This is a genomic window from Devosia sp. LjRoot16 (genome assembly GCF_964252795.1).
Classification (GTDB): Bacteria; Pseudomonadota; Alphaproteobacteria; order Rhizobiales; family Devosiaceae; genus Devosia_A.
Genome location: NZ_CAXUPH020000003.1, coordinates 588,030 through 613,466 on the forward strand (window position 1 = coordinate 588,030; position 25,437 = coordinate 613,466).

The 25,437-nt window shown below is 66.4% G+C and carries 22 protein-coding genes; 9 read left to right on the top strand and 13 right to left on the bottom strand.

The features are described 5' to 3' along the window. Window positions 1–85: 85 nt before the first annotated feature. Genes ACSQ23_RS17290 through ypfJ form a run of 4 tightly spaced genes read right to left on the bottom strand, consistent with a single transcriptional unit; the run spans window position 86 to window position 3,590 of the window. Entirely contained in the window at window positions 86–1,273 is a 1,188-nt protein-coding gene (locus ACSQ23_RS17290) for a GGDEF domain-containing protein (protein ID WP_436091338.1), read from the bottom strand. Window positions 1,274–1,319: 46 nt separating this feature from the next. After that, window positions 1,320–1,844, bottom strand: coding sequence for a cupin domain-containing protein (locus ACSQ23_RS17295; protein WP_436091339.1), 525 nt, complete (start codon window positions 1,842–1,844; stop codon window positions 1,320–1,322). Between the two features lies 1 nt (window position 1,845). After that, the gene (locus tag ACSQ23_RS17300) at window positions 1,846–2,679 is read right to left on the bottom strand and encodes a neutral zinc metallopeptidase (RefSeq protein ID WP_436091340.1); all 834 of its coding nucleotides are present in this window, start codon (window positions 2,677–2,679) and stop codon (window positions 1,846–1,848) included. Between the two features lie 11 nt (window positions 2,680–2,690). Next, window positions 2,691–3,590 carry a KPN_02809 family neutral zinc metallopeptidase gene (ypfJ, locus tag ACSQ23_RS17305; RefSeq protein ID WP_436091341.1) on the bottom strand — a complete coding sequence of 300 codons (900 nt, stop codon included), beginning with the start codon at window positions 3,588–3,590 and terminating at the stop codon, window positions 2,691–2,693. 220 nt (window positions 3,591–3,810) lie between these two features. Between ypfJ and ACSQ23_RS17310 the strand changes: the two genes are divergently transcribed. The 5 genes from ACSQ23_RS17310 to ACSQ23_RS17330 all read left to right on the top strand — a co-directional run bounded on the left by ACSQ23_RS17310 (window position 3,811) and on the right by ACSQ23_RS17330 (window position 10,242). Then, window positions 3,811–5,787: a bifunctional 2',3'-cyclic-nucleotide 2'-phosphodiesterase/3'-nucleotidase gene (locus ACSQ23_RS17310; protein ID WP_436091342.1), complete on the top strand. Its 1,977-nt coding sequence runs from the start codon at window positions 3,811–3,813 to the stop codon at window positions 5,785–5,787. A 114-nt stretch (window positions 5,788–5,901) separates the two neighbouring features. Next, complete coding sequence (gene cfa, locus ACSQ23_RS17315; protein ID WP_436091343.1) at window positions 5,902–6,996, top strand: cyclopropane fatty acyl phospholipid synthase; 1,095 nt, start codon at window positions 5,902–5,904, stop codon at window positions 6,994–6,996. A gap of 4 nt (window positions 6,997–7,000) precedes the next feature. After that, window positions 7,001–7,807, top strand: coding sequence for a ribonuclease T2 family protein (locus ACSQ23_RS17320; RefSeq protein WP_082528174.1), 807 nt, complete (start codon window positions 7,001–7,003; stop codon window positions 7,805–7,807). Between the two features lie 138 nt (window positions 7,808–7,945). Beyond that, window positions 7,946–8,707 carry an ABC transporter ATP-binding protein gene (locus ACSQ23_RS17325; protein ID WP_082528175.1) on the top strand — a complete coding sequence of 254 codons (762 nt, stop codon included), beginning with the start codon at window positions 7,946–7,948 and terminating at the stop codon, window positions 8,705–8,707. Next, a complete protein-coding gene (locus tag ACSQ23_RS17330) occupies window positions 8,707–10,242 on the top strand; it encodes a permease (protein WP_436091344.1) in 1,536 nt (511 codons plus the stop codon). Before ACSQ23_RS17325 ends, ACSQ23_RS17330 begins: the two co-directional genes overlap by 1 nt. Before the next feature lie 168 nt (window positions 10,243–10,410). On the opposite strand, the gene ACSQ23_RS17335 is transcribed toward ACSQ23_RS17330, so the two are convergent. Continuing rightward, window positions 10,411–11,562 (bottom strand): MFS transporter, encoded by a 1,152-nt coding sequence (locus ACSQ23_RS17335; protein ID WP_436091345.1) that lies wholly within the window; start codon window positions 11,560–11,562, stop codon window positions 10,411–10,413. Window positions 11,563–11,660: 98 nt separating this feature from the next. Next, window positions 11,661–12,833: an MFS transporter gene (locus ACSQ23_RS17340; protein WP_436091346.1), complete on the bottom strand. Its 1,173-nt coding sequence runs from the start codon at window positions 12,831–12,833 to the stop codon at window positions 11,661–11,663. 112 nt (window positions 12,834–12,945) lie between these two features. On the opposite strand from ACSQ23_RS17340, the gene ACSQ23_RS17345 reads away from it, so the two are divergent. Then, on the top strand, window positions 12,946–13,329 hold the full coding sequence (locus ACSQ23_RS17345; protein ID WP_436091347.1) for an ArsR/SmtB family transcription factor: 384 nt from the start codon (window positions 12,946–12,948) through the stop codon (window positions 13,327–13,329). Then, window positions 13,295–13,753 carry a GNAT family N-acetyltransferase gene (locus ACSQ23_RS17350; RefSeq protein WP_436091348.1) on the top strand — a complete coding sequence of 153 codons (459 nt, stop codon included), beginning with the start codon at window positions 13,295–13,297 and terminating at the stop codon, window positions 13,751–13,753. The genes ACSQ23_RS17345 and ACSQ23_RS17350 overlap by 35 nt, the downstream gene beginning before the upstream one ends. A 114-nt stretch (window positions 13,754–13,867) precedes the next feature. On the opposite strand, the gene ACSQ23_RS17355 is transcribed toward ACSQ23_RS17350, so the two are convergent. The 3 genes from ACSQ23_RS17355 to ACSQ23_RS17365 form a co-directional block, all read right to left on the bottom strand. After that, window positions 13,868–14,143 (bottom strand): hypothetical protein, encoded by a 276-nt coding sequence (locus tag ACSQ23_RS17355; RefSeq protein ID WP_055880471.1) that lies wholly within the window; start codon window positions 14,141–14,143, stop codon window positions 13,868–13,870. A gap of 206 nt (window positions 14,144–14,349) precedes the next feature. Next, window positions 14,350–15,639 carry a hypothetical protein gene (locus ACSQ23_RS17360; protein WP_436091349.1) on the bottom strand — a complete coding sequence of 430 codons (1,290 nt, stop codon included), beginning with the start codon at window positions 15,637–15,639 and terminating at the stop codon, window positions 14,350–14,352. Between the two features lie 146 nt (window positions 15,640–15,785). Next, the gene (locus ACSQ23_RS17365; protein ID WP_055880477.1) at window positions 15,786–16,115 is read right to left on the bottom strand and encodes a DUF6665 family protein; all 330 of its coding nucleotides are present in this window, start codon (window positions 16,113–16,115) and stop codon (window positions 15,786–15,788) included. 80 nt (window positions 16,116–16,195) lie between these two features. Between ACSQ23_RS17365 and yddG the strand changes: the two genes are divergently transcribed. Next, complete coding sequence (gene yddG / locus ACSQ23_RS17370) at window positions 16,196–17,089, top strand: aromatic amino acid exporter YddG (RefSeq protein WP_436091350.1); 894 nt, start codon at window positions 16,196–16,198, stop codon at window positions 17,087–17,089. A gap of 51 nt (window positions 17,090–17,140) precedes the next feature. On the opposite strand, the gene ACSQ23_RS17375 is transcribed toward yddG, so the two are convergent. Then, window positions 17,141–17,977 (bottom strand): aldo/keto reductase, encoded by an 837-nt coding sequence (locus tag ACSQ23_RS17375; RefSeq protein ID WP_436091351.1) that lies wholly within the window; start codon window positions 17,975–17,977, stop codon window positions 17,141–17,143. A gap of 311 nt (window positions 17,978–18,288) precedes the next feature. Between ACSQ23_RS17375 and ACSQ23_RS17380 the strand changes: the two genes are divergently transcribed. Beyond that, entirely contained in the window at window positions 18,289–19,620 is a 1,332-nt protein-coding gene (locus ACSQ23_RS17380) for a tetratricopeptide repeat protein (protein WP_436091352.1), read from the top strand. Between the two features lie 102 nt (window positions 19,621–19,722). Here the strand turns inward: ACSQ23_RS17380 and ACSQ23_RS17385 are convergent, their stop codons facing one another. The 3 genes from ACSQ23_RS17385 to ACSQ23_RS17395 all read right to left on the bottom strand — a co-directional run bounded on the left by ACSQ23_RS17385 (window position 19,723) and on the right by ACSQ23_RS17395 (window position 25,386). Then, window positions 19,723–20,919, bottom strand: coding sequence for a ZIP family metal transporter (locus tag ACSQ23_RS17385; RefSeq protein WP_436091353.1), 1,197 nt, complete (start codon window positions 20,917–20,919; stop codon window positions 19,723–19,725). Between the two features lies 1 nt (window position 20,920). Next, the gene (locus tag ACSQ23_RS17390; RefSeq protein ID WP_436091354.1) at window positions 20,921–22,045 is read right to left on the bottom strand and encodes a multicopper oxidase domain-containing protein; all 1,125 of its coding nucleotides are present in this window, start codon (window positions 22,043–22,045) and stop codon (window positions 20,921–20,923) included. A 590-nt stretch (window positions 22,046–22,635) separates the two neighbouring features. Continuing rightward, window positions 22,636–25,386 carry a M16 family metallopeptidase gene (locus tag ACSQ23_RS17395; RefSeq protein WP_436091355.1) on the bottom strand — a complete coding sequence of 917 codons (2,751 nt, stop codon included), beginning with the start codon at window positions 25,384–25,386 and terminating at the stop codon, window positions 22,636–22,638. Window positions 25,387–25,437: the final 51 nt, after the last annotated feature.

The window sequence follows — 25,437 nt, forward strand, 5'->3', positions numbered from 1 at the left end:
GCTGGATCACGGCGTCGTGGCGATCATTTGCTGGTCATTTTGAGGGCCGATGGGACCCAACGGGAACGCGGAACCGATTGAAGATTCACGCGTTTAGCAGGGTTTTCGGCAACGCTACCGGCGCGTCGCCGGCACCCTCGGCGCGGTCTCGCCCACCCCGCTTGGCGCGATAAAGCGCAATGTCGGCGACCCGCATCAGCGCTCCCAGATCGATCGATTCGACGTTGGCTGCCGAGATGCCGATGCTGGTGGTCGGCCGCAGCGGACCGGCCGGCGTCCACACCGTGACGCCGCGTACCGCCCGCAGCACCCGCTCGGCCACCACGCCGGCAACATCAGGGCTCGCGCCCGGCAGCAGCGCCGCGAACTCCTCCCCGCCATAGCGGCAGAACAGGTCGCGCGGCCCGAGGCACCGGCTCACCGCTGCCGCGACGCCGGCCAGCACCTCGTCACCGATCGCGTGGCCATGCGTGTCGTTGATCCGCTTGAAATGGTCGAGATCGAGTAACAGCAGCGCATAACCCTCGTCGCGCTCGCCTGCGTCCCGGATCGCCCGCTCGGCCAGCCGGGTGAACTCCGACCGGTTCAGCACCCCGGTGAGGCCATCGCGCGTCGCCGCCTGTTTCAGCGCCGCCTCGGAGACCTCCTTGCCCAGGGCCACCATCGAGAAGCTGGAGATGACGATCAGCAGCAGTACGCAGATCGTCGCCGCCTCGGAACCGAACGCCAGCGCGAAGCGCGGATCATCCGGCCCGAACGCCACGAATGCGATGAGCCGGAACAGGTAGAACACCGAGCCGCCGGCCCAGGCGACGGCCAGCACCACGTGGTTGCGCATCCGCGGCCCCACCGGCCGCCAGCATTCGAGTGCCGCCAGCATGTTGAACACCACCACCCCACCGGCCAGCAGCGGGAAGCCGCTCCAGGTCACCAGCGGCTGCTCGAGAGCAAACGGCAGCGCAGCGGCGAGCACGGCGGGCCCCACCCAGGCCACCAGCGGCGTGCGCTTGTGGCTGAAGGCGCGGGCCCCGACCCAGAGCAGCGAGCTGCCGGCGACCACGAGGCCGTTGCCGATCGGGTTGAGCACGACGAACTCAGGCGCCTGCCCGGCAAGCGCATAGATCACCGCCGGGGTGATGGCGAACAGGAACGCCAGCCCCCACCAGCGCAGCGCCGGATCGGGCCGTCCGCGCATGTCGAGCAGGAACAGCAGCCCCGACATGCCGGTCACCATGGCGGAGACCAGATAGAGCGTGGTGAGATCGAGCGACATCGAATAGGCCCCGGGCGTGTCGAAGCGCACCCTATTCCGAGCCCGATTAACGAGTTCCCACTCGCCAATGCTTCGCCAGCGGCCCGTCTGCACCACCCACCGGATCGGTGCGTGGAAGCGGCACCCGCTCGATATTGTGGTCGGCGGCGGGACGATCGCCCGCCTCGCCGCGCAGCAGGTCCCAGCTTTGCCCTGGCGGGTAACAGCCGACGACCAGGAAATCGCCACTCGAATCGAGCCGTCGATGCGCCACGCCCGAGGGGATGACGATCACATCGCCCGGCTCGACGTCGAACTCGCGGCCCTCCGGCCCGCCGAGCAGCAGCCGCGCCGAACCGCGCACCACGCCCAGCGTCTCGTGCGCCGTCGAGTGGTAGTGGTGGTAGGTGAACACCGAAGCGCGCCAGGCAGGCGGCCAGCCATTGGCGGCAAACAGCGCCTCCATCGCCTCGGCATCGGCTTGGGCACGCGGCAACGCCTCCTCGTAGAACAGCAAGGGCAGCGCGCTGTTGGGATAGGTGCCGTCGTCGAAGAAGCGTTCGACCCGCAATCCGTCGAGTCGGCCGCTCATCTCACACCAGCCCTTCGGCGGCGATCTTTTCAAGCTTGCAGCTGCCCGGCGCCGGGATGGCGTAGCCCTTGTCGTACCAGAAGGCCCGCGCCTCGGGGCTCGCCGCTGTCAGCACCTCCGGCACCACCCGGCCAAGCGGCAGGTTGATGATGGCATTGCCGCGATTGGCCTCCACCGCGCCCACCGCCGCCATCACCGCCGCGTTTTTGTTCAGCTCGTCGATCCCGGCGGTGATCGTCCACATTGCTGCATAGCACGCTGCCTGCTGGTCGATCTGTCGCTCCAGCGCAGCGATCCGCTCGGCCCCCTTCAGCGATTGCAGCGCCACCAGGTCGGTAAACACCCCGAGCGCCCATTGCACGTGATGCCCATAGGCCTCGGCCACCAGGTAGGCCATGGCGTAGTCGGCGCCGAGCGGGAATTTGGCGCGCAACCGCTCGTAGGCGCTGGTGTCCACATACACCAGCCGATTGTCGGGACAGTAGAACACCGTCAGGTCCTTGCCCGCCATGCCGCAGCCGAAGGCGCTCGAGCTCTCGACCACGCTCATCGTCACCCGCGGAAAACGGATCGCCGTCTGCCAGAAGAAGCGCCGCCACATCAGCTCCGCCTCGCTGCCGACGATCGGCGGATAGGCGGCGATCTGCTCGAGGCTGGCCGAGCTCGCCGGCACGCCGGTGATCGAGGTCGGCGGTGGTGGCGGCGAAACCTTGCCGCTGATCAGCGTGATCGGATTGATCCCCGCCAGCATGACGATCACCACGCCCAGCGCCAGGACGCCGGACCAGCCGAACCGCTTCACATGCGGCAGTGCACCCGCGGGGATCAGCCCCATCTTTGCTGTTCCTAGATCGAACCCTTGAACGTATCGCACTGGGTCACGTCGCCAGTCTGCATGCCTTTCTTCAGCCACGCCATGCGCTGCGCCGAGGTGCCGTGCGTGAAATTGCGCTCGGCTACCTGCCCGCGGGTCAACGTGTCGTCGCCGATGGCATTGGCGGCGGTGATCGCCTCCTCGGTATCGCCCTGTTCCAGCAGGTTCTCGCGGTTGACGTAGTTCGCCCACACCCCGGCATAGCAGTCGGCCTGCAGCTCGACCCGCACGGAGTAAGCGTTCTGTTCCCCCTGGCTCATCGAGGCGCGGGCCCGATTGAACTCCGGCAGCACCCCGGTCTGATCCTGCACGGCATGGCCGATCTCGTGCGCGATCACATAGGCCTGGGCGAAATCGCCCGGCGCGCCGAACTGGCGGCGCAGCTGATCGTAGAAGCTGAGATCGATATAGACCTTCTTGTCGTTCGGGCAATAAAACGGCCCCGAAGCCGATTGCGCCGTGCCGCAGGCCGATTGCGTGGCGCCCGAGAACAGCACCACCTTGGGCGGCTGGTAGGTCAGGTTGTTCTGCTGGAACACCTCACCCCAAAGGGTCTCGGTGTCCTTGACCACCACGCCGACGAAGTTGGCGAGTTCGTCCTCGCCGGCATTGCTCGGAGGCGGCGCCCATTGCTGGCTCTGCGAGGTCGTCGTACCGCCACCACTGCCGGTCAGCACGTCGAGCGGGTTTTGCCCTGTGGCGAACCAGATGATGCCCAGGACGATAATGATGCCGACCAGCCCAAGGCCGCCGCCGCCGGCGCGTCCCATCGGGATCGGAATACGGCCGCCGCCCAGGCCGCCCATGTTGCCGCCACCCTGGCCGCGCCGGTCCTCGATGTTCGAACTGCGCTCACGCCCTTGCCACTTCATCCGGAATCTCCATGGGACCAGCCCAGTAACAATACTGCCATTCGTCTTGCGACAGCAAATTTGACCAAACGGTCCAGAAAGGCCACTGTCACAATTGCCGTCGTCATTGCAACGTCACGTCGCGGCGGCATCTGAGCCCAGATCGCCATGCGGGATAACCGGCCAGGAGAGCCGACGTTCCGTCTGGTCGCGCTTTCTTCAAATGTTGTGGGAGACGTCAATGAACTACAATTACTCAATTTCCCGCCGCGCCTTCCTCGCCGGCTCGGCGACGCTTGGCGCCGCCGTGGTGCTGCACCCCTTCGCGGTGCAGGCAGCCGCCGGCCAGGCGCACCTCCGCCTGATGGAAACCACGGACCTGCATGTCGCGGTTTTCCCTTATGATTATTATGCCGATGCGCCCAACGACACGCTCGGCCTCGCCCGCACCGCGGCGATCATCGACGCCATCCGCGCTGAAGCCGGCAACTCGGTCCTCATCGACAATGGCGACGTCATCCAGGGCAACCCGATGGGCGATTACATCGCCTACGAAAAGGGCCTGACCAACGAGCCGCACCCGATCATCGCTGCCATGAACACCCTCGGCTACGAGGTCGGCACGCTCGGCAACCATGAGTTCAACTACGGCCTCGAGTTCCTCGACGCCGCCATCGCTGCCGCCAACTTCCCGATCGTTTCGGCCAACCTCGCCAAGGGCGAACTCGGCGCCGATCCGCTGGCCGACACTACCTATGTCGCGCCCTACAAGATCATCGAGAAGGAACTGGTTGACGGCGCCGGCGCCAAGCAGACCATCAAGCTGGGCTTCATCGGCTTCCTGCCGCCGCAGATCATGACCTGGGACAACACCCATCTCGCCGGCAAGGTCGATACCCGCGATATCGTCGAGACGGCCAAGGCCTATATTCCCAAAATGCGTGAGGAAGGGGCCGACCTGGTCATCGCGCTCGCCCATACCGGCATCGCCGCCGATACCGGCCTGCCCAAGGCCGAGAACGCCGCGCTGCAGCTGGCGGCCGTCGAAGGCCTCGACGTCATCGTCACCGGTCACCAGCATTTGGTGTTCCCCAACTCCAAGGATTTCGAGGGCCTCGAAGGCGCCGATCTCACCGCCGGGACGCTCGCCGGCAAGCCCGCCGTGATGGCAGGCTTCTGGGGCTCGCATATGGGCCTGATCGACCTGCTGCTCGAAAAGGCCGATGACGGCAAGTGGAGCGTCGTCTCCCACACCGCCGAAGCCCGCCCGATCTTCGAGCGCGTCGAGGGCAAGGTGAAGCCGCTGGTCGAAAGCGTCGCCGGTATCCTCGCCGCCGCGCAGGACGATCACGACGAGACCCTCGCCTATATTCGCCGCCCGGTCGGCGAGACGGCCGCGCCGCTCCACTCCTACTTCGCGCTGGTCGCCGACGATCCGAGCGTCCAGATCGTCAACATCGCCCAGAAGTGGTACCTCACGCAGATGCTGAAGGGCACCGAGTACGAGGCCCTGCCGATCCTCTCTGCCGCCGCGCCGTTCAAGGCCGGTGGCCGTGGCGGTCCGGACTATTACACCGATGTGCCCGTGGGGCCGGTGGCGATCAAGAACGTCGCCGATCTCTACCTCTATCCCAACACCATCCAGGCCGTGGTGATCACCGGCCAGGACGTGCAGAACTGGCTCGATCGCTCGGCCGGCATCTTCAACCAGGTGGCATCGGGCGGCGCCGACCAGCCGCTGATCAACCTCGATTTCCCGGCCTACAACTTCGACGTCATCGACGGCGTCACCTACAAGATCGATGTCACCAAGCCATCGAAATACGGCCCCAAGGGTGAGGATATCGGCAACACCGAGAGCCGCATCATCGACCTGCAATTCGACGGCAAGCCGATCGATCCGGCCCAGAAGTTCGTGGTCGCCACCAATAACTATCGCGCCGGTGGCGGCGGCACCTTCCCGGGCATCGGGCCCGACAAGATCGTCTTCAAGGGCCCCGATACCAACCGCGATATCATCGTGCGCTACATCATCGAGCAGAAGACCATCGAGCCCAAGGCCGACAGCAACTGGTCGCTCGCCCCGATTGGCGGCACCGTGCTGTTCGAGACCGGCCCGAAGGCCGCCGAGCATCTCGCCGACGTCACCGCGGTGAAGATCGAGGCCACCGGCAAGACCAGCGAAAACGGCTTCGGCGAATACCGCATCACCCTCTGATCCACTGAGGGCGGCAGGCGCTCCTGCCGCCCTTGACTTGCCTGCCTTAGGGGCATTGGCTCTCCCGCGTTTGTCTATTAAGCGAGCAGGGATTCGATGGGAGCCACCCCACAAATGGAAGTCCTCCTCAAGGAGGCAGATATCACGCTGAACGGTCCTAACCCGTGGGACCCTCAGATCCACTCCGAAGAGTTCTGGAAACGACTATACGGCCAGGGAACCCTTGGCCTCGGCGAAGCCTATATGGACGGTATCTGGGACGTCGCCGACATGGCGGAGTTCTTCAACCGGGTGCTGCGCTCGCGCGTTCCCGATGGCGTGCGCGTCACCACCAACCTCGTCTGGCAGATCGTCCAGGCGCGCTTCATGAACATGCAGAACATCACGCGCTCACAGCGCGTCGCTGCCATGCACTACAACGAGACCGAGGCCTACAAGGCCTCGCTCGATAAGCGCATGACCGGCTCATGCGGCTATTGGCCGGAGGGCGTCACCAATCTCGATGACGCACAGGAAGCCAAGCTCGACATGGTCTGTCGCAAGATCGGCGTGCAGCCTGGACAAACCGTGTGGGATATCGGCTGCGGCTGGGGCGCCTTCATGGGCTTCGCAGCGGAGAAATACGGCGCCAATTGCGTCGGCGTCACCGTCTCACCCGACCAGGCCGCCTATGGCCGCGAGCGCTACAAGCACTTGCCGGTCGAGTTCCGCGTGCAGGATTACCGCCAGTTCGAGGGCAAGACCGACCATGCCGTATCGATGGGCATGTTCGAGCATGTCGGCCATAAGAACTACCGCACCTATTTCGAGAAGGCGCGCAGCGTGATCAAAGACGACGGGCTGTTCATGATGCACACCATCGGCAGCCAGTGGTCGACCGAGACCATCGAAGCCTGGCTGGAAAAGTACATCTTCCCCGGCGGCGTCATCCCTTCGATCGCGCAGATCGGCAAGGCCATCGACGGGCTGTTCAGCGTCATCGACGTGCACAATATCGGCCCGCATTACGACAAGACGCTGGTCGCCTGGTACGAGAACTTCGAGCGCAGCTGGAAGAAAGATCGTAACCCCGAGGAGGAGCGGTTCTACCGGCTGTGGAAGTACTACCTGCTCTGCTGCGCCGGCGGCTTCCGCGCCAAGGTGCTGCAGGTCTGGCAGTTCGTGCTCGCTACAAGGGGCGTGCCCGACGGCTACGTGACGCAGCGTTGAGCGGATGAACCCGAGGTTCATTACCGCCCTGCTGCTGGCTTTCCTCATCGGCGGGGCGGTGTACCTCTGGTTGAAGCCGGCGGATCCCCCGCCGGTGGTCGCCACGCCCCCGGCCCCGGCCGAGCCCGCGCCAAGGCCGGAACCCACAACACCTTCCAGGGCTTCCGAGCAGTTCCTGATTCTGGCTGCGAGCTGGCAGCCCGCCTTCTGCGAAGGCGCTGCCGGCAAGCCGGAATGTCGCCAGCAGAGCCGTACCCGGTTCGATGCCAACCATTTCTCGCTGCACGGGCTCTGGCCGACCGGGGAGTATTGCGAGGTATCGAGCCAGCTCGAACAGCTCGATCGCGACGGCCGCTGGTCGGCCCTGCCCCCGGTCGAGCTTCCAACCGCGCTGCAGAAAACCCTCGACGAAGCGATGCCCGGCACGCGCTCGCAACTCGAGCGGCACGAGTGGATCAAGCACGGCACCTGCTTCGGCGGCGATGAGGGGAGCTATTACAGCGTCGCCACGCAGTTGCTCGCTGCGCTCAACGCCTCGAAGGTGCGCGACCTCTTCGCCGACAATATCGGCAAGACCCTGACCCGCGACCAGATCCGCGAAGCCTTCGACGATGCTTTCGGCCGCGATGCCGGCAAGCGCGTCCGCATCGCCTGCGACGACGACGGCAAGCGCCGCATCGTCAGCGAGATCACCATTGGCCTGTGGGGCGCGCCGGGCGAGAGCCCCAATCTTGGCAAGCTGATCCGCGCCGCCCGCCCCACCGATGGCGGCTGCATCGGTGGCATCGTCGACGCCGTGGGCCTGCAATAGGAGCGTGATCAGGAAAAGTTGCAGACTTTTCCGGTTCGATCACGCGACCAAGCGAGAACTACTCTTTGTTTACCGGCCCAGTTCAGCGCCTCTCAACGGCTGATGGATAGGCTCCAGGCGAACATAGCGGAGCCTCGCATGCCGTCCCCCGATTTTGCCCTCGCCATTTCCGGGCTCCGGAAGAGCTTCGACCGGCCGGTGGTCGTCGATCTCGAGTTAACGGTGAAGGCCGGCGAATTCTACGCCCTGCTCGGACCGAACGGCGCCGGCAAGACCACCATTCTCCGCATGGTTGCGGGCCTCTTGAAGCCTGATGCCGGAGCGATCTCGGTCTACGGCATCGACACGGCGACGGACCCGATTGCCGCCAAATCCATCGTTGCCTGGGTCTCCGATGAGCCCATGGTCTATGACCGGCTGACCCCGCTGGAATATCTCGAGTTCGTCGCCGGCCTCTGGCGCATCGAAGCGCGCGAGGCCGAGCGCCAGTCCAACGAACTGATCGACTGGCTCGGTCTCCGTCCGCATGCCAACGAACGCTGCGGCGGCTTTTCCAAGGGCATGCTGCAGAAGGTGGCCCTGGCCGGTGCGCTGGTGCACAACCCGCGCCTCATCATCCTCGATGAGCCGTTGACCGGCCTCGACGCCGGCTCCGCCCGGCAGGTCAAGGATGTGCTGAAGCAGAAGGTGGCGTCCGGTGTTACCGTCATCATGACCACCCACATCCTCGAGGTGGCCGAGCGCATGGCCGAACGGATCGGCGTCATCAACCACGGCCGCCTCGTCGCCGAAGGCACGCTCGCCGAGCTCCGCGCCCGCATCGGCCGCGAAACCACGCTCGAGGAAATCTTCCTCGACCTGGTGGCCCAGAAAGAAGCCGACCTCGCGGCGGTGGCCTGATGACCACGCCCGCGACGCTCCCCTGGTTCGCCGCCCACGAGTTCCGTCTCGCCTGGCGCGACTGGCTGGCCATGACCACCGGCGGCCGCAAGGTCCGCAGCGTCGTGCTGGTCCTGGTGCTCGGGCTGTTCTACCTGGGTCTGCATCTGCTCGCCAACGTGCTGCTGGCGCCGTGGGTCAGCCAGGGCATCGTTGCCGACAAGGCGACGCTGGTGATGGTCACCGGCACTGGTTTCCTGTTCTGGACGGTGATGCTGAGCCAGGCGCTGGAATCGGTTACCCGCGCCTATTACGCGCGCTCCGACCTCGACCTGATCCTCAGCTCCCCGGCGTCTTCGGCCAGCGTCTTCGCCGTCCGCACGGCGGCCACTGCCTTTGCCACGGTGCTGCTGGCCTGCCTTCTGGCGAGCCCGATCATCAACGTGATGATCGCCTATGAAGGGCCGAAATGGCTCGCCGCCTATGGCGTCCTCGCCGGCTTCGGCGCCCTTGCCGCGGCGATCTCGGTGCTGGTGACGGTCGGGCTGTTCCGCAGCATCGGCCCGGCCCGCACGCGGCTGATCGCCCAGATCATTGCCGGCATCGTCGGCGCCGGCTTCGTCATCGGCATCCAGGCCGTCGCCATTCTCAGCTTCGGCAACATGAACCGCTTCTCGGTGCTGCAATCGCCCGAGTTTGTCGCCGGGGCGCCCGATCTCGCCAACCCACTCTGGCTGCCGGCGCGCGCCGGCATGGGCGACCTCGGCGCCATGCTGATCGTCCTCGGCCTCGGCCTCGGCGCCCTGGCGCTGGTGATCCGTCTCACCTCCGGCGGCTTCGCGCAGCACGCGATTGCTGCAGCCGGCGTTTCCGCCACCCGGGTGCAGCAGACCGCCTCGACGCGGCCCTTCCGCAGGGCCTCACAGCGCCACGCGCTGCGGGTCAAGGAATGGCGGCTGCTGCTGCGTGATCCCTGGCTGCTCAGCCAGACGCTGATGCAGATCCTCTACCTGTTCCCGCCGGCGCTGTTCCTGTGGGTCTCCTACGGCCAGAGCGCCGGCACCTATGTCGTGGTGATCCCGGTGATCGTCATGGCGGCCGGCCAGCTCGCCGGCGGCCTTTCCTGGCTGGCCATCTCTGGCGAAGACGCGCACGATCTCGTCGTCACCGCGCCGATCCACCCCCGCGCCGTGCTGATCGCCAAGATCGAGGCGGTGCTCTGTTCAATCGCCGTGGTATTCGCCCCGATACTGCTGTTCGTCGCGATCGCCTCGTGGGACCTGGCCTGGACCACCGCCATCTTCGTCGCCATCTCGACCGGCTCTGCCACCGCCATCCAGCTGTGGTTCCGCGTGCCGATGCGCCGCGCCATGTTCCGCCGTCGCCAGGTCGCTTCGCGCACCGCAACGATTTCCGAGGCGCTGAGCTCGATCATGTGGGCCGGCACCGCCGTGCTGGTCGCCGGCAACCAGTTGCTCGCCGTGCTGCCGGCAGCGCTCGCCGTCATCGTGCTGATCGTCGCCTGGGCCCTCAGCCCCAAGGGCAAACGGGTTTAGCTGGCTGACCGCCGCCGCCGGTGATAGCCGCCCCCCACCCCTGTCCCCTCCCCGCAAGGGGGAGGGAGACCCTCACACCGGCGCCGAGGCAATCGTCTCCCTCCCCCTTGCGGGGAGGGATCAAGGGTGGGGGTCAGCGCACACCGGCATCAGAAGCGACGCCTTATTCTACCGATGATCGGGTGCGAGGTAGGCGATCACCAGCGCCGCCACCGCCACGACCGCCCCGATCGGCCCGAGCCAGCCAATATCAAGGTTCTCGAGCACCAGGCCGCCCACCAGCGCCGAGAGCGCCCCGCCGAGATTCATCGAGGTGAGGTTCAGCGACGCCGAGAGCGGCACCGCCGCCGGCGCCAGCGCGGCCAGCCGGTGCAGCTGTGGCGGAAAGAAGCCCCACGACACCACGCCGTAGAGCAGCATGTGGAAAAGGAACGCCGGCAGCACGGCGGGCCGCGGCAGCATCGCCAGCAGCGGTACGGCGGCCAGCAGCACAACCATCAGCCCGCCGATCACCAGCATGGTCTGCCTGCCCCCGATCCGGTCGGCCAGCCGGCCCCCGAAGAAATTGCCGAACACCGCGCCGACGCCGAAGGCAAACATCACCAGCGGCAGCAGCACGCGGTCGAGCCCGAGCAGGTCCGTGGTCACCGGCGCCAGGTAGTTGAAGAAGGTGAAGCTCGCCATCACCATCACGCCGGAAGCGAGCAGCGTCAGCGGCATCCCCGGCACCTTCAGCACGCTCAGCCGCTCGCGGATAGTTCGAGGGTCGCCGTGGATATCGCCAGGCAGCTTCAGCCACATCGTCGCCGAAGCGATGATCGCGAGGACGCCAAGCCCCATGTAAGCGACGCGCCAGCCAAGGAACTCCGCCACCAGCGCCGAGGCCGGCACGCCGACCGCCACCGCGATCGAGCCGCCCATCACCACCGTCGAAATCGCCGAACCGCGTTTACCCGGCGCCGCCAGGGCCACCGCGGTCGCCTGCGCGGTCGAGGTGAACAGCCCCGCGCCCAGCGCCATGCAGGTTCGCGCAAGCACCAGCAGCAGGAAGCCGGGCAGCACCCCGAGCAACAGGCACATCAGCCCGAACAGCAGCTCGGCTCCGGCGACCACCGAGCGCCGGTCGAGGTGCCCGAACAGGGTCGAGAGCAGCGGCGTGCCGATGCCATAGGCGATGGAATAGCCGAAGATCAGGTAGCCGGCCTGCGCCAGGCTGACGCCGGTTTCGGTCGCAATGGCGGGCAGCACGCTGACGATGAGCGAACTCTCGACGCTGCCGGCAAATGCCCCCAGCGCCAACCACAGCAGTCGCACGTCCATCGTCGGAAACCCCTCGCCCGACGATGGTTAGGAGAGCCCCCGACGCCGGTCAAGCCGCCGGGGTCTAAGCCTTTCAGCCGAGCCCGGCGGCCTCGACTTTAGCCAAGCCGGGGCATGGCGATGGCGCGCGGCCGGCTGAGGAGCAGCACGCCGAGCGCCAGCGCCGGGAAGATCGCCGCTACCAGCCCGAGTTCATTGATCGGCAGGTGCTCGAGCACCAGGCCGCCGACCAGTGCCCCCAGCGCCGTGCCGAGATAAAGGAATGAGGCGTTGAGCGACAGGGCCAGTGGCGCCGAACTCGGCGACAGGGCAACGACGCGGCTCACCTGCCCCGGCACGAACATCCAGCCGGCAATGCCCCAGGCCACCATGAAGGCGAAGTAAGCCGGGGTGATCGCCGCCTGCGGCAGCAATGGGATGGCGCCGAGCAGCAGCAGGAAGCCGATATTGAGCACCGCCGCGATGGTGACCGTCGCCTGCGCGCCGATCCGATCCGACAGTTGCCCACCGAGCGGATTGCCCAGCGCCGCGCCGAGCCCATAGGCCAGCATGACGAAGGGCAGCAGCCCGGCATCGAGCCCCATCAGCCTGGTGGTCACCGGTCCGAGGTAGATGAACGCCGCAAACGGCCCCGTCATGTAGAGCAGGATGGTCAGCAGCGCCGGCAACAGGCCCGGCACGCTGAGCACGCCCAGCCGTTCGCCCAGCCCGCGCCGGTCGCCCTCTATGCCCCTGGGCAACATCAGCCAGATCGCCGCCGCGGTCAGCACGCCGACCCCGGCAATGGCGAAATAGGTGCCGCGCCACCCGGCAAAGCCCGAGAGAAACGCCCCGATCGGCGCCCCCAGCGCCACTGCCATGGTGGTGCCGGCAACCACCGTCGCCACGGCCCTCGCCCGCCTTTCGGCCGGCGCCAGCGTCACCGCCGCGGCCTGTGCGGTCGCCGCGTAGAGCCCGGCCGAGGCAGCGATGATCAGCCGCGCCACCAGCAACATAACGTAACCCTGCGACAGGGCCGCGAGCAGCGCGCCGGCGGCGAACACCAGCGCCACTACCGCCAGCAGCGGACGCCGGTCGAACCGGCCGGTGAACGCCGAAAGCACCGGCGCCCCCACCGCGTAGGCGATGGCATAGGCGAAAACCAGATAACCGGCCTGGGTGATCGTCACGCCGCTATCGGCCGCGATGGCCGGCAGAAGCGTAGCGATGACGAAGCCCTCGACGCCGACGGCAAAGGTGCCGAGCGCGAGCCAGATGAGCCGCGTGTCCATATGAAGATCCTTAGTTCAATGATTGTTGAACAAATGAACCTCGTCAGCGCCCCCGTCAAGCCCTAGTTCAACGATCATTGAACTTTGACGGAAAATGGCATAGGTGAGAGCCATGAACACACAGCCTGCCCTGCCCCATCCGGACGCCGACCAGATCACCTTGCCCAACGTGCTCACCGCATTGGGCGACCAGACGCGCTTGGCGATCATCGGCCATTTGTCGCGCTGCGAGGGCATCGGCATGACCTGCGGGCAGTTTACCGATCTCGCCAGCAAGACGTCGATTACCTACCACGTAAGCAAGCTGCGCGAGGCCGGCGTGGTCAATGTCACGCCTGAAGGCACCCGGCGCCGCGTCACCCTGCGGCGCACCGATCTCGACACGCGCTTCCCCGGCTTCCTCGACTCGATCATCACCAGTACGCGTGATCTCCATATCGATGGATTCGAGGACGAACCGAATGAGCCGGCTGAGCTTTCGCGACGCGACCCCTGACGATCTCGGCTTCATCGTCCGGCTGATCGTCGATGACAGCGTCGTCGCCACTGACGACCGCCCCGACGAGCCGCAGCACCCGCGCTACCTCGCTGCCTTCGAGGCGATCACCGCCGACCACAACCAGCGGCTGATCATCGCCGAACTCGACGGCGAGGCCGTCGGCACTGAGCAGCTCAGCTTCATCCCCGGCATCAACCAGCTCGGCGAATGGCGCTGCCTGATCGAGGCGGTGCACATTGCGCCACAGCATCGCAACAAGGGTCTTGGCGGCGAGATGATCGGCTGGGCCATCGCCGAGGCCCGCACCCGCGGCTGCGGCCTCGTCCAGCTCACCTCGAACAAGCAGCGGCTGGACGCCCATCGCTTCTACGAGCGGCTGGGCTTCAAGAAGAGTCACGAGGGCTTCAAGCTGGCACTATGAGCTCCCCTCCCCCTTGAGGGGAGGGGTTGGGGGGTGGGGGTCCCTCGGTGATCACTGCACCACCCCCTCCCTCAATCCCTCCCCTCAAGGGGGAGGGAAGCAGAGGGGGCTCCTCTACCGCTCGGTTGACCGCAGCACCACCGCGACCAAATCCGCCCGCGCGCCGTCATCGGGCAGGTCATGCGGGCCAAAACCCTCCGCGGTGTTGACATTCAGCACCACGCCGGTGGTGCGGAACCCCAGTACTTCTTCGAAGCCACCGCTCTCGCCCTGCACCATAAGCGGCGCCGAGGGGTCAAACGTCTCGAGCATGGCGATCACGTCGCCCACGGTCAGCCCAGCGAGCTCGGGGGCCTTGGGTGCATGGCGTTTTTCGAGAAGGTCGAGCACGGCGGTCTGTCCTGAGATGCATTCTCGAAGGGACAGTGCGCAGCACACGGCAAAACCCGCACCCCACAAATGAGGGGTTCAACCGCCTATGGGTAGCATTGCTTTCACGGCGCTTTCAGGAAAAGTTGCAAACTCTTCTGGCTGAAAGCGCGATAAATCAAAGACTTAGAGACACCTCTTCGGTTCAGCGAACCGATGACGTGGCTCTAGAGATACTGCAGCCGCGCCACGAGGTGGCCGAGCTCGGATTGCTTGTTGATCCCGAGCTTGTCGTAGACCGTCTTCAGCGTCGAGCGCGCCGTATGCTCGGAAATCCTGAGTTCCGCCGCCGCCCCACGCGGCGCATGGCCAACGCCCACCAGCGCGGCGAGCCTGGCTTCCGCCCCGGTCAGCCCGAACAGTTGCAGCACCTGTGCGGCATCGCGCCGCTCCGGCCCGCGCGGATCGGCTAGCAGCACCAGCGCGGCATCGCCGCCATGCTCGCCATGCTCGAGCGGCATCACACAAGCGAGCAGGTGCCCACCGCCGGGGCGGGTCAGTGCGATCGGTTCCGATACTCGCGGTCCCTTGCGCGCGCAACTCATCTTCAGCGCCTGACAAAGCGCGTGCTTCTCGGCCGGCACGCCGCTCAGCAGTGGCTCCCCTTCCCGCGAACCATCCGGTCCGAGCAAGGCCCGCCCGCTGGCATTAGCTTCGATCAGCGTCCCATCCTGCCGCACCACGGCAGCAGCCCGGCCGGTATCCTCGATCAGCGCGAGAAACACCGAGGCGGCATTGCCCGAAGCGGTTCGCCCCACCACCCGGGGCTCGCTCCAGATCGAATTCACGCGCACCGCATCGAGCGCGAACACGTGCTCGACCGGCCGTAGCGCCCGCATGTAGTCGGGCGCTGCGTCGGTGATCTCCAGCGTCACGATGTCTGCGTCCGCCAGGTCCGCCACGGTCGAGTCCGCATGCTTGATCAGCCCGGCATCGGTCAGCCCGAGGAAGTTGTCGACGCCCGACAGCGCCGGCCGCAGTTCACCTGGCCGGATCGTCGCCCGCAACCAGTCGACCCCGCCGACCGAGGCAACGCCATGCAACAGTTCCCCATCGCGCCAGGTCCGCGCCACACCCTCGACCGTCGCGCCCGAATAGAACTTCCGCATCGTCGCGGCGCCCGGCTCATCCATGATGTTGCCCATCACGAACATGCCCTCGCCGATGTCGGAACCTCGCACCCCCTCGACCGACACTCCGACCAGCCCACGCATGTAGGGCGCGATGCCGTAGCCAGTGGGCGCCTGGTAGATGCCGAGCACCCCGATGCTGGCCGGCGACAGCACCAGGCCATCGGGCAGGAACGGCCGCACCGCATCGGGATTGATCCGGAACCCTGCCCAGATCACGTCGATGGCAAGCTTGTGGAAGGGCGGCACCATGTCGGCAGCCGGACGCAGCGCCGAGAGTGGCCTGTCGAGATCCCTGAGGGACTTGCGAACCTTATCGCCCAGCATCGGCTTTCCCCGGCCGAATCAATCGAACTCGAAACGGCTGGCCCATCCGCGCGCGACGCCCCCGCACAGATGAGGCATGTAATCGATCTCACAAATTCTAGGGAAATCGCCCGGCCGGATCAATCGACTTACATTGGGGCCTTGCGTCATTTCTCGATTGCCCCCAGCCGCGCCAGCACTTCAGGCGGAATGCCGTAGTGGCGGATGGCGTCGCGCTGGTCACGCATACCGCAGGCTTCGCGCTGCACGAAGAACTTCCACACGTCGCGCGCCGCGGCCTTGACCAGGATCAAGCGTTCATCGGCTGAGCCCGGCACTGCGTCGAACGCCTTGAGCGCCGCCATCGCCTTCTCCACCTGCCGCCCGTGATAGCCGAGCGAGGCAGCCTTCTCGGCCATCACCTCGCTTTCGATGGGGCCGAAGCCGCTGGTCAGGCGTTGGCGCAGTTCGGCGAGGTCGGTGATGCTCAAGCTCATGCGCCGAAATTAGGTAGCGCCATCAGCGGCTGCAACCCCTCGCTCTTTTCCAGTCGGCGGACGCGCGCTAGAAGCGTTTGATGACCAGCCACCTGAGCCGCTCCACCGCTACCTTCATCGGCTTCACCGCGGTGCTGCTGTGGTCGCTGCTTGCTTTCCTCACCGCCGCCAGCGGCACCATGCCGGCCTTCCAGCTCACCGCCATCACTTTCGCCATCGGCGGGCTGTCGCTGCTGCTGATCCGGCCGGGTGCCATCAAGGCGATGCGGCAGCCGCTGCCGGTCTGGCTGCTCGGCGTCGGCGGGCTGTTCGGCTACCACTTCTGCTATTTCTTCGCGCTCAGGAACGCCCCACCCGTTGAAGCCGGGCTGATCAACTATCTCTGGCCGCTGCTGATCGTGGTGTTCTCCGCCCTGCTCCCCGGCGAGCGGCTCAAATGGCAACACATCGCCGGCTGCGCGTTGGCGCTTACCGGTGCCGTGCTCGTCGTCACCCGCGGCCGGGGCTTTGGCTTTGATGCGCAGTACAGCCTCGGCTACGCCACCGCACTGTGCGCTGCCGTCATCTGGGCCAGCTATTCCGTGCTGTCGCGCCGCTTCGCCGCGGTCAGCAGTGACGCTATCGCCGGCTTTTGCCTCGTCACCGCCATCCTCGCCGCGATCTGCCACCTGCTGCTCGAGCAAACGGTGTGGCCCACCGACTTCTGGCAATGGGCCGCCTTGATCGGACTCGGGCTCGGTCCGGTCGGCCTCGCCTTCTACGTCTGGGACATCGGGGTGAAACGCGGCGACATCCAGGTGCTCGGCGCCGCGTCCTACTCCGCCCCGCTGCTCTCGACGCTGATCCTCATCCTTACCGGCTATGCCAGCTACAGCCACGTGATCCTGATCGCCTGCCTCCTGATCACCGCCGGCGCCGTGCTGGCCGCCAAGGACCTGCTATTCCGCCGGCGCTCTGCCGCTGCTGCCGAATAGAAAAAGGCCGGGATCGCTCCCGGCCCTTTGAGGCGTTGATCTCTCGGTGACTCAGAACAGGAACGACGCCGTCGCCGGGTTGGCGCCGACGCGCCCGTCGCGCTGGTCGAGGCCGCTGATCTTGGCCATGTCATCCGCGTCGAGTTCGAAGCCGAAGACGTCAAAATTCTCCACCATGCGCTCACGATGCGTGGTCTTGGGAATGACGATCAGCCCGTCCTGCAGGTGCCAGCGGATGATCACCTGGGCGATCGATTTGCCGTGCTTTTTGGCAATCGCGCTGACCGTCGCATCGTCGAGCATCCGGCCGGAGCCAAGCGGGCTCCAGCTCTCGATGAAGATGTTGTGTTGTTTGTGGAACGCGCGCTTGTCGCGCTGCTGGAACCGCGGGTGCAGTTCGATCTGGTTGACCACCGGCGTCTCACCGGTCTCGCCGATGATCCGCTCGAGATGATCCTGGTTGAAGTTGGAGACGCCGATCGAGCGGATCCGCCCCTGCGTCTTCAGCTCGACCAGTGTCTTCCACGCCTCGACATACTTGCCCTGGCTCGGCACCGGCCAGTGGATCAGGAACAGGTCGAGCTGCTCGAGCCCGAGCGCCTTCATCGTTGCATCGAAGCTCGAGAGCGCCAGGTCGCGGGCGTGGCCGCCATTGCGCAGCTTCGAGGTGATGAACAGTTCGCTCCGCGGCACGCTGACGCGCTTGATCGCCTCGCCGACGCCTTCCTCGTTCTGATAGCCCTCGGCCGTATCGATCGAGCGGTAACCGACCTCGATCGCGTCGGAGACGACGCGCGCCGTAATGGCCGGATCGACCTGCCAGACGCCCAGTCCCAGTTGCGGAATGGAATTGCCGTCGCGAAGTTTAATGGATGGAACCGCTGCCATTTACTGCCTCCAAAGCTGAACGATGAGACGACCCGGGCGCCGCCATCGACGCTGAGAGATAGATCGGGATGTCTGGTATCCGGCAGGACAATGCCGCCGGCGGGGGAAAGGTTCAGGCGCCGCCGGCTCATGCCACGCGTCCGCCTCTATCGTTGATAGCCGATATTGGCTCCAGCGTCATCTGCCGATGCTTCCGGAAACCAAAGAAGGTCGCCCGATCAAATGCCCCGCGACGCAGTTGACTCCCCCCGCGCCTTCGACCGTAATCGGGTGGAGCGACCGCTGTGGACGACGGAGTTCGGGGCTTGCAGATGCTTGACCAGACTGGCCCCGAAGGGGTGAGCCAGCGCCTCAACAGCTGGAAGGAAATCGCTGCCTTCTTCGGCAAGGACGAGCGCACGGTCAAACGCTGGGAAAGCATCCGCGGCCTGCCGGTACGGCGCGTCCCCGGCGGCACCCGCACCTCGGTTTTCGCCTATGTCAGCGAGCTCGAGGCCTGGCTCAGCGCGCCGCGCCCGGTAGCTGCCCCGCCGCCGGTCGACGCCACCGCGCCCCCGATCAGCCGCCCGCTGCTGCTCCCGCTGGCGGCGGCCATCGCCATCCTCGCGCTGCTGGTCATTGGCCTCGTCGCCACGGCCCAGCCGCCAGCACGGCCCACCCCTGCGATCCCGGCCGAAGCCAGCGCCCTCTATGAGGAGGGCGTCATCGCCTGGACCAGCCGCACTGCCTCTGGTTTCGCCACCGCCATCGAGAAGTTCGATGCCGCCCTCGCCATTGCACCGGCGTTTGCCCGCGCCGAAGTCGGCCGCGCCAATGTCTACAACCTGATCAGCCAGTACACGCTGGCCCCCGCCCCCGAGTCCTACGCCAAGGCCAGGCAGGCGGCCGAGCGCGCCCTCAGCCTCGATCCGCAATCGGGCGAGGCCTATGCGGCGCTCGGCTTCAACGCCTTCTACGGCAGCCACGAGTTCGCCCGTTCCGCTGAGCTGTTCGACAAGGCGCTGGCTCTGGCTCCGGACAACGCCCAGGCCCTGCACTGGTATGCCCTGACCTCGATGCAGATGGGCAAGTTCGAGCGCCCGCTCGCGCTGATCGACCGCGCCCTGGTGTTGCAACCGGACTCGCGCTCCATTCGCGCCAATGCGGCGCTGATCCACTACTATGCCGGCGATACCGAGGCGGCGATTGCGATGCTCGAGCAGCTGCGGCAGGCCAACCCCGACTATCTCGCCGTCCCGGCCTATCTCGCCACCATCTACCTCGACCAGCGCCGCTACGCCGATTTCCTCGATAGCTACGAGATTGCCGCCAGTGTCGAGAGCAGCGTCGGCCGCCAGTTGATCGCCAAGGCCGCTCGCGCCGCCCTGCCGCAAGGTGGCGAGGCCATGCTGCGCGCGATGCTCGATGAACAGCAGCGCCAGTTCCTGGCCGAGCGGGAGAAAGCCTACAAGGTCGCCGCCACTGCCGCCCTGCTCGGCGACAAGCAGCTTGCCCTCACCTACCTCGAAACCTCGGTGGAGCGCGCCGAGACCATTGGCCTCTTGGTCGAGCCGGAATTCCGAAGCCTCCGCGCCGAGCCCCGCTTCACCGCCCTCCTCACCCGCCTCGGCCTGCCGCAGGGCACGAGCTCCCCTCCCCCTTGAGGGGAGGGTTGGGGGTGGGGTTCCATCGGTGATCACCGCACCACCCCTCCCTCAATCCTCCCTCAAGGAGAAGGAAGCGACGACTGAGAGATGGGGGCATCCTCAAATCTTCACCACCGCGCCGGTGACATACATCACCACGCCGCCGGCAATCAGCCCGGCGATCACCACCGGCGTGAACCAGGTTCCGGCCTTGCCGGCATTGCTGCGCGTGAGGTACGCGCCGACCTCGATGATCACCTGCAGGATGGCGCCGGCTCCGACGCCCAGCGCCAGCGCCGTCCATTGTGGCGCCGTGGCGAGACTGCCGATCCACAGCCCAACCACCGCCGGCCCGCCGGCCAGCATGGCCAGCCCGGCGAAGGCCCAGAGCGGCACCTTCTGTTTGAGGATCGGTGCGGCGATGCCAATCCCCTCGGTGACGTTGTGCAGCGCAAACCCGGCGATCAGGAACAACCCCAGTCCGGCTGCTCCCGAGGCAAAGGCCGCGCCGATTGCCAGCCCTTCGCCGAAATTGTGGAGCCCAATGCCCAGCGCAATGAAGCCGGCGAGCTGCAGCCCGCCCGGCGCGCCGCGCCAGCGTCCCACTGCCATCAGCAACAGGAAACTCGCCGCCGCTGCCAGCACCACCAGCACTGGCCCCTGGAACATCGCCGCCGCCTCGCCGGCCAGTTCCAGCGCCTCGCCGGTCATATCGACGAAGAGGAACGCCAACAGCCCCACCGTCAGCGCCAGGAGGAAGTTCATCCCCTCGCGACCGATGCCGCGCAGCGCCGGATAGAACATCAGCCCCACGGTGACCGGCAGCAGCCCGACGATCAGCCCGATGATCGCCTGCCCGCCCAGCGCCGCCTCGGTCGGTCGCGGTGTCGGCACGGCCACGGCGATCTCATGGTCGAACGTCGCCCCCGTGTCGGTGACGAACCGCACTGCATGCGCCTCACCCAGCACCCAGGGATAGGCGATCGAAATCCAGGCTGTCGCGCCGCGCGGCAACGGCCCCGCCGGCTCCTGGGTAAACAGCCAATAGGCATCGTCGACCTGCACCTGCGCGATCCGCATATCGGTTGAGCCGCCGGCCCGCACCTCCATCCTGAGCCCGGCGCTGTCGAGCACCGTCCGCTCGATCGTCAGCCCCTCGACCGGCGGCGCGCCGATATCGAGGTTGCGCAGCGGGTTGGCCGCAAACACCCAGGCCAGCGCCGCTGCCAGCACCGCCAGCGGCAACAGCACCCAGAGCAACCGCCCCCAACCCGACAGTTTTCGTTCGACATCAGAGGTCTCGGCAATGTCGCTCATCTCACGCCTCCACCACGTCGAACATGCCCATCCAGCCGAGCTCGGTGAACTCGCTCTGGTGCGCGTGGAACATGTAGAGGCCCGGCTCGTGCCTGATGTAGCTGAACTCGAGGATGCCGCGCTGCGCCTGGCACTGCATGATCAGGTCGACGGTCTTCAGGGTCGGCGAAAGGTTCGTGCCGGTATCGTAATAGTCGAAGAAGTTCGCGTGCAGGTGGAAGGAGTTGATCGGATCGAACTCGGTCACGTTGATCAGGTAGATCCGCACCGGTCGGCTCTTCTCGATGCGGATCGGCGCCTTGGCATAGGCGTGGGCGATCGAGTTGACCGCGTAGAACTCGTTCTCGCTGTCGAAATTGGTGTCGAAGGCGTTCATCACCATGATGAGCTCCTGCCAGCGCGCATTCTCGGGCGTGCCGAGCAGCCGCCCGCTGGCCAGCTCCGCCGCCTCCGGATGCAGCGCCGGGTCGGGATCGATGACGAACGCGCCGTACATCCCCTTGTGCATGTGCCGCCGAAGCGGCAGCGCGTGGCAATGGTAGAGGTGGCAGCCGAACGGGAAAGCGTCGAACTCGTAGACGAAGCTTTCGCCCGGATTGATCAGCCCCGCCCCGGGCACCCCATCCATCCGCGCCGCATGGATGCCGTGGAAGTGCATGGAGTGCGGGTGTGAGCCGAAGTTGCGAAAGGTGATCTGCAGCCGCTCGCCCTCCGTGGACCGGAGCGCCGGACCGGGGACGCGGCCATTATAGGTCCAGGCCGGGAACTTCACTCCCGGCGCGATCTCGATTTCCTTGTCCACCGCCTCGATGACGAAACTGCGCAGCACCCGTCCATCGGGCAGCGTCGAGACGGTTCCGGTCTCCCACTCGGTCAGCAGCTCAGTCGTGGTGAAGCCGTTGGCTGCGTCGTCGACGGCGCCCACCGTCAGCATGTCGCCGTGCGCCGAGTGGGCTCCGCCATAGGGAACTTCGGGCTCGGTAGCTGGTGTCGCCGGCGCGGCGGCTCCGGCATGGCCCGCATGCCCCTCCTGCCCCATCGCCTCGTTCAGCGCGATCGCCGTTCCGCCTGCAGCAACCAGCCCTGCCCGCAGGAAATCCCGCCGCCGCACCGAATCCAACGACACATCATCCTCCACTTGCGAATGGTTCGCATTCGCAATGCTAACAGAACGCTAGATCGCTGCAAGTGCGTATCATTTGCAGGAAGTGGGTTCGATCGCGGCTGCGGATGCCCCCCGGCGGTGCCATCTACCCAACTTGGGTGTGGTGAGCATAGCTGCTCCCCAATACTCGGTGTCATCCCAGCGAAAGCTGGGACCCAACTATCCCCCGGCGCAGGCGGTCAGATGGGTCCCAGCTTTCGCTGGGATGACAGCCGGTGGGTGGTGAAGCACCCTGCCCTACAAGGCTTAGCGGTCGGCGCCCTCGCCGTGAGGGCCGCCGGGCTCATCGGCCTCCCCCGCAAGCGGGCAGGGCAATCGCATATGGGTTTTGGCGGAGAACTTCGTTCTCCAATGGCCGAAGAGTGGATCGCGACCGAATCCGCTGTTCCGCTTTCGATTCTGTTTGGTTCTTGTTCCGATTCAGAGACCAGAGGACCGCCCTGGGCGACGTCCGCTCCGAAACAGAACCGGATTCTACCGGCAAAGTCATATGCGATTGCCCTGCGCAAGCGGGAGAGGGTCGCCGACTGATAGTAATGCGCGGTTTCGGTCTACTCCGCCGGCGGGAGCACCGTCACATCGGCAATGCCGATCGCCTGCAATTGCGGCAGGATCGATTGCGGGTCGCCGGAGATCACCACCAGCGCCCGGTCGAGCGAAGCCAGCGACTGCGCTGCGGCCTCCACCGCCGGCAGCTGCAGCGCGACGATCTCGTCGAGCTTGCCGTTCATCTCCTCGGCGGTCATCCCGGCTCCGGCGGCGCTCATCACCAGCCCGAACAGCCCGCTCGAGGTTTCGACCGTCCCGGCAGTGCCCGATGCGGTGGCCATCACCGTGCGATCGAGTTCGGTCTGCTCGACCGGGATCGATGTCAGCCCCTCAAAGCCGGCGCGGATATCGGCAATCGCCGTCCCCACCTGGTCCGCCGCCACCGCCGACGACACGGTCAGCATGCCGCCCGTCGGGATATTGGTCCACACCGAAGCGCCGACACCGTAAGAGTAGCCCTTCGCCTCGCGCATCACCTGGTTGAGCCGGCTGGTAAAATCGCCGCCCAAGAGCCGCGCCACCGCGATTGCCTCCAGCACGCCCTTATCGTTGAACGCCGGAGCCGGCCGCGACAGGTTGATGATCGCCTGGCTGTTGCCGGCACTCGGCGTCACATAAACCTTCAGCCCCTCGGGCAGCACCGCCGACGGATGCGGCACCGGGGTGATGCCGGGGCTGTCATTGCTCCAGCCGCCGAAGGCCCGCTCCAACTCCGCCTTGACGGTCGCGAGGTTCACCGAGCCGACGCTGTAGATCGTCATGGTCCTCGGCGTGAACAGTTTCAGATGCGTCGCCTGGGCCTGCGCAACGGTCAGCGCCGCCACCCCTGACGGCGTCGGCTCCAGCGCCGCCCTGCCCTGAGGGATCGGGAACGCCAGTTCCTCCATCGCGTAATAGGCCAGCGCGCCAGGATCCATCTTGCGATAGGCCAGCCCCTGCTGCACCTCACCCCGCAGCGCATCCCATTCCGGCTGTTCGAAGCGTGGCCGCTGCACCGCATCGGCCATCAGGTCGACGCCGGCAGCGAAATTCTCCGGCGGCACGCCCAGAACGACCGCCGACTGTTCCATCCCGGTCTGCCCCGAAATGTCGGCGCCGATATCCTTGGCCGCCTTGCTGAACGCTTCGAAGCCTCGCTCGCCCGCGCCACGCGACATCATCATCGTAGTGAGCTCGATCAGCCCTTCCTCGCCCGGCACGTCGCTGCCTGCCCCACCACTGACCGAGGCGGCAAGCAGCACCAGCGGCGAGCCGGCGGTCTGGTAATGCACCACCCGGATGCCGTTCGACAGCGTCGCCGTCTCCATCGGCGGCAGCGCCGCCCGTCCGGGTTCCCCTGCCGCCAGCACCGGCACATCGACCACCGGTCGCGGCTCGGCGACGATCGGCACAGCCGTGCCCGAACTCGCCTGCAGCACGGCCGGATACTCGCTCCGCGCCGCGCCCGGCAGCATGGTCAGAACGCTCAGCGCCTCCGGCGCCAGGCGCTTGCGCACCGCCGCCTCGACATCCGCAGCGCTCAGCGCCAGCAGTTTCGGATCGTCCGCCAGCCCGGGTGAGGCCTCGCCGTAGAGATCGTAGCGCGTCGCCAGCGACCGCGCCCGGTCCAGCATCGCTTCCCCACTCAACGCCCGGCCGAGCCGCAGCGTCTGCCGGGCCCGCTCGATCCCGGCTACGTCCTGCGGCCCCGCGACGAACTCCGCCACGGCCTGCCGCAAAGCCGCCTCGAGCACATCGGGCGTCACACCCGGCGCCGCAGTGGCCGAAATCATGAACCGTCCGCCGAGCCGGCCCGGGTCCCAGCCCGCCGTGGCGTTGATGGCGAGCCCCTTGTTCACCAGTTCGCGCCGCAGCACGCCATACTCGTAATTGCCGAGCAGATCGCCCGCCACCATCAGGGCCGCACTATCCATGGTGCCGATGGCCGGCCCCGTGCTCGCCAGCACCACGGTCGGCGACGGCAGCCGATCGGTGACCTCCATGCGCAGCGCCACCGGCTTGGGCTCCTTCGCTTCAGGGAGCGTTACATCGGCGCCGCGCGGGACGCGGCCGAATGTGTCGGCAATCAGCGCCTTCACCGCCTCGACATCGAAATCTCCGGCCAATGCCAGCACCGCATTGTTGGGCACATAGTAGCGATCGAAGAACGCCTTCACGTCGTCGAGCTTTGCCGCATCGAGATCGGCGATCGAGCCGATTACCGCTTCGGCATAGGGGTGCGGCGCCGGAAACAGCGCCGAGCGAAGCGCCTGCATGCCTGGCTGGCCAGCGCTGTCGAGCACCGTCTGCCGCATCTCGTTCTTGACCACGTCGCGCTGCACATCCAGCTCGTGCTGGTCGACCTCGCCACCCAGATTGGCCATCCGGTCGGCTTCAACCGACAGCAGCACCGGCAGCGCCGAAGCCAGGGCATCGGCCACATAGATGGTGCGATCTTCCTCGGTGAAGGCGTTGTTCTCGACCCCGAGCGCCGAATAGGTGTCGTCGAATTTGGGGTATTTCGTCGTGCCCGAGAACATCAGGTGCTCGAACAGGTGCGCGAAGCCCGAGCGCCCGGCCGGCTCGTTCATCCCGCCCACCCGATAGACCAGCGCCAGCCCGACCTTGGGCACTTTGCTGTCGGGCGACAGCAGCACCTCGAGCCCGTTATCGAGCCGGTATTGCACCACCGGCGGAAGTTCATCGCCGGCAGCAACCACAGCACCGCCCAGCACAAGCCAGGCGGCGGCCAGAACCAACCCAATAACGCGCATGCAATATGACCCTGATGAAATCTGACGTCCTTCATTGCACCGCCTTCAGCT

Bases quoted from the DNA above. Each gene is read 5' to 3' on its own strand.
- ACSQ23_RS17290 (WP_436091338.1), bottom strand. From the start codon at position 1,273: ATGTCGCTCGATCTCACCACGCTCTATCTGGTCTCCGCCATGGTGACC.
- ACSQ23_RS17295 (WP_436091339.1), bottom strand. From the start codon at position 1,844: ATGAGCGGCCGACTCGACGGATTGCGGGTCGAACGCTTCTTCGACGAC.
- ACSQ23_RS17300 (WP_436091340.1), bottom strand. From the start codon at position 2,679: ATGGGGCTGATCCCCGCGGGTGCACTGCCGCATGTGAAGCGGTTCGGC.
- ypfJ (WP_436091341.1), bottom strand. From the start codon at position 3,590: ATGAAGTGGCAAGGGCGTGAGCGCAGTTCGAACATCGAGGACCGGCGC.
- ACSQ23_RS17310 (WP_436091342.1), top strand. From the start codon at position 3,811: ATGAACTACAATTACTCAATTTCCCGCCGCGCCTTCCTCGCCGGCTCG.
- cfa (WP_436091343.1), top strand. From the start codon at position 5,902: ATGGAAGTCCTCCTCAAGGAGGCAGATATCACGCTGAACGGTCCTAAC.
- ACSQ23_RS17320 (WP_082528174.1), top strand. From the start codon at position 7,001: ATGAACCCGAGGTTCATTACCGCCCTGCTGCTGGCTTTCCTCATCGGC.
- ACSQ23_RS17325 (WP_082528175.1), top strand. From the start codon at position 7,946: ATGCCGTCCCCCGATTTTGCCCTCGCCATTTCCGGGCTCCGGAAGAGC.
- ACSQ23_RS17330 (WP_436091344.1), top strand. From the start codon at position 8,707: ATGACCACGCCCGCGACGCTCCCCTGGTTCGCCGCCCACGAGTTCCGT.
- ACSQ23_RS17335 (WP_436091345.1), bottom strand. From the start codon at position 11,562: ATGGACGTGCGACTGCTGTGGTTGGCGCTGGGGGCATTTGCCGGCAGC.
- ACSQ23_RS17340 (WP_436091346.1), bottom strand. From the start codon at position 12,833: ATGGACACGCGGCTCATCTGGCTCGCGCTCGGCACCTTTGCCGTCGGC.
- ACSQ23_RS17345 (WP_436091347.1), top strand. From the start codon at position 12,946: ATGAACACACAGCCTGCCCTGCCCCATCCGGACGCCGACCAGATCACC.
- ACSQ23_RS17350 (WP_436091348.1), top strand. From the start codon at position 13,295: ATGAGCCGGCTGAGCTTTCGCGACGCGACCCCTGACGATCTCGGCTTC.
- ACSQ23_RS17360 (WP_436091349.1), bottom strand. From the start codon at position 15,639: ATGCTGGGCGATAAGGTTCGCAAGTCCCTCAGGGATCTCGACAGGCCA.
- ACSQ23_RS17365 (WP_055880477.1), bottom strand. From the start codon at position 16,115: ATGAGCTTGAGCATCACCGACCTCGCCGAACTGCGCCAACGCCTGACC.
- yddG (WP_436091350.1), top strand. From the start codon at position 16,196: ATGACCAGCCACCTGAGCCGCTCCACCGCTACCTTCATCGGCTTCACC.
- ACSQ23_RS17375 (WP_436091351.1), bottom strand. From the start codon at position 17,977: ATGGCAGCGGTTCCATCCATTAAACTTCGCGACGGCAATTCCATTCCG.
- ACSQ23_RS17380 (WP_436091352.1), top strand. From the start codon at position 18,289: ATGCTTGACCAGACTGGCCCCGAAGGGGTGAGCCAGCGCCTCAACAGC.
- ACSQ23_RS17385 (WP_436091353.1), bottom strand. From the start codon at position 20,919: ATGAGCGACATTGCCGAGACCTCTGATGTCGAACGAAAACTGTCGGGT.
- ACSQ23_RS17395 (WP_436091355.1), bottom strand. From the start codon at position 25,386: ATGCGCGTTATTGGGTTGGTTCTGGCCGCCGCCTGGCTTGTGCTGGGC.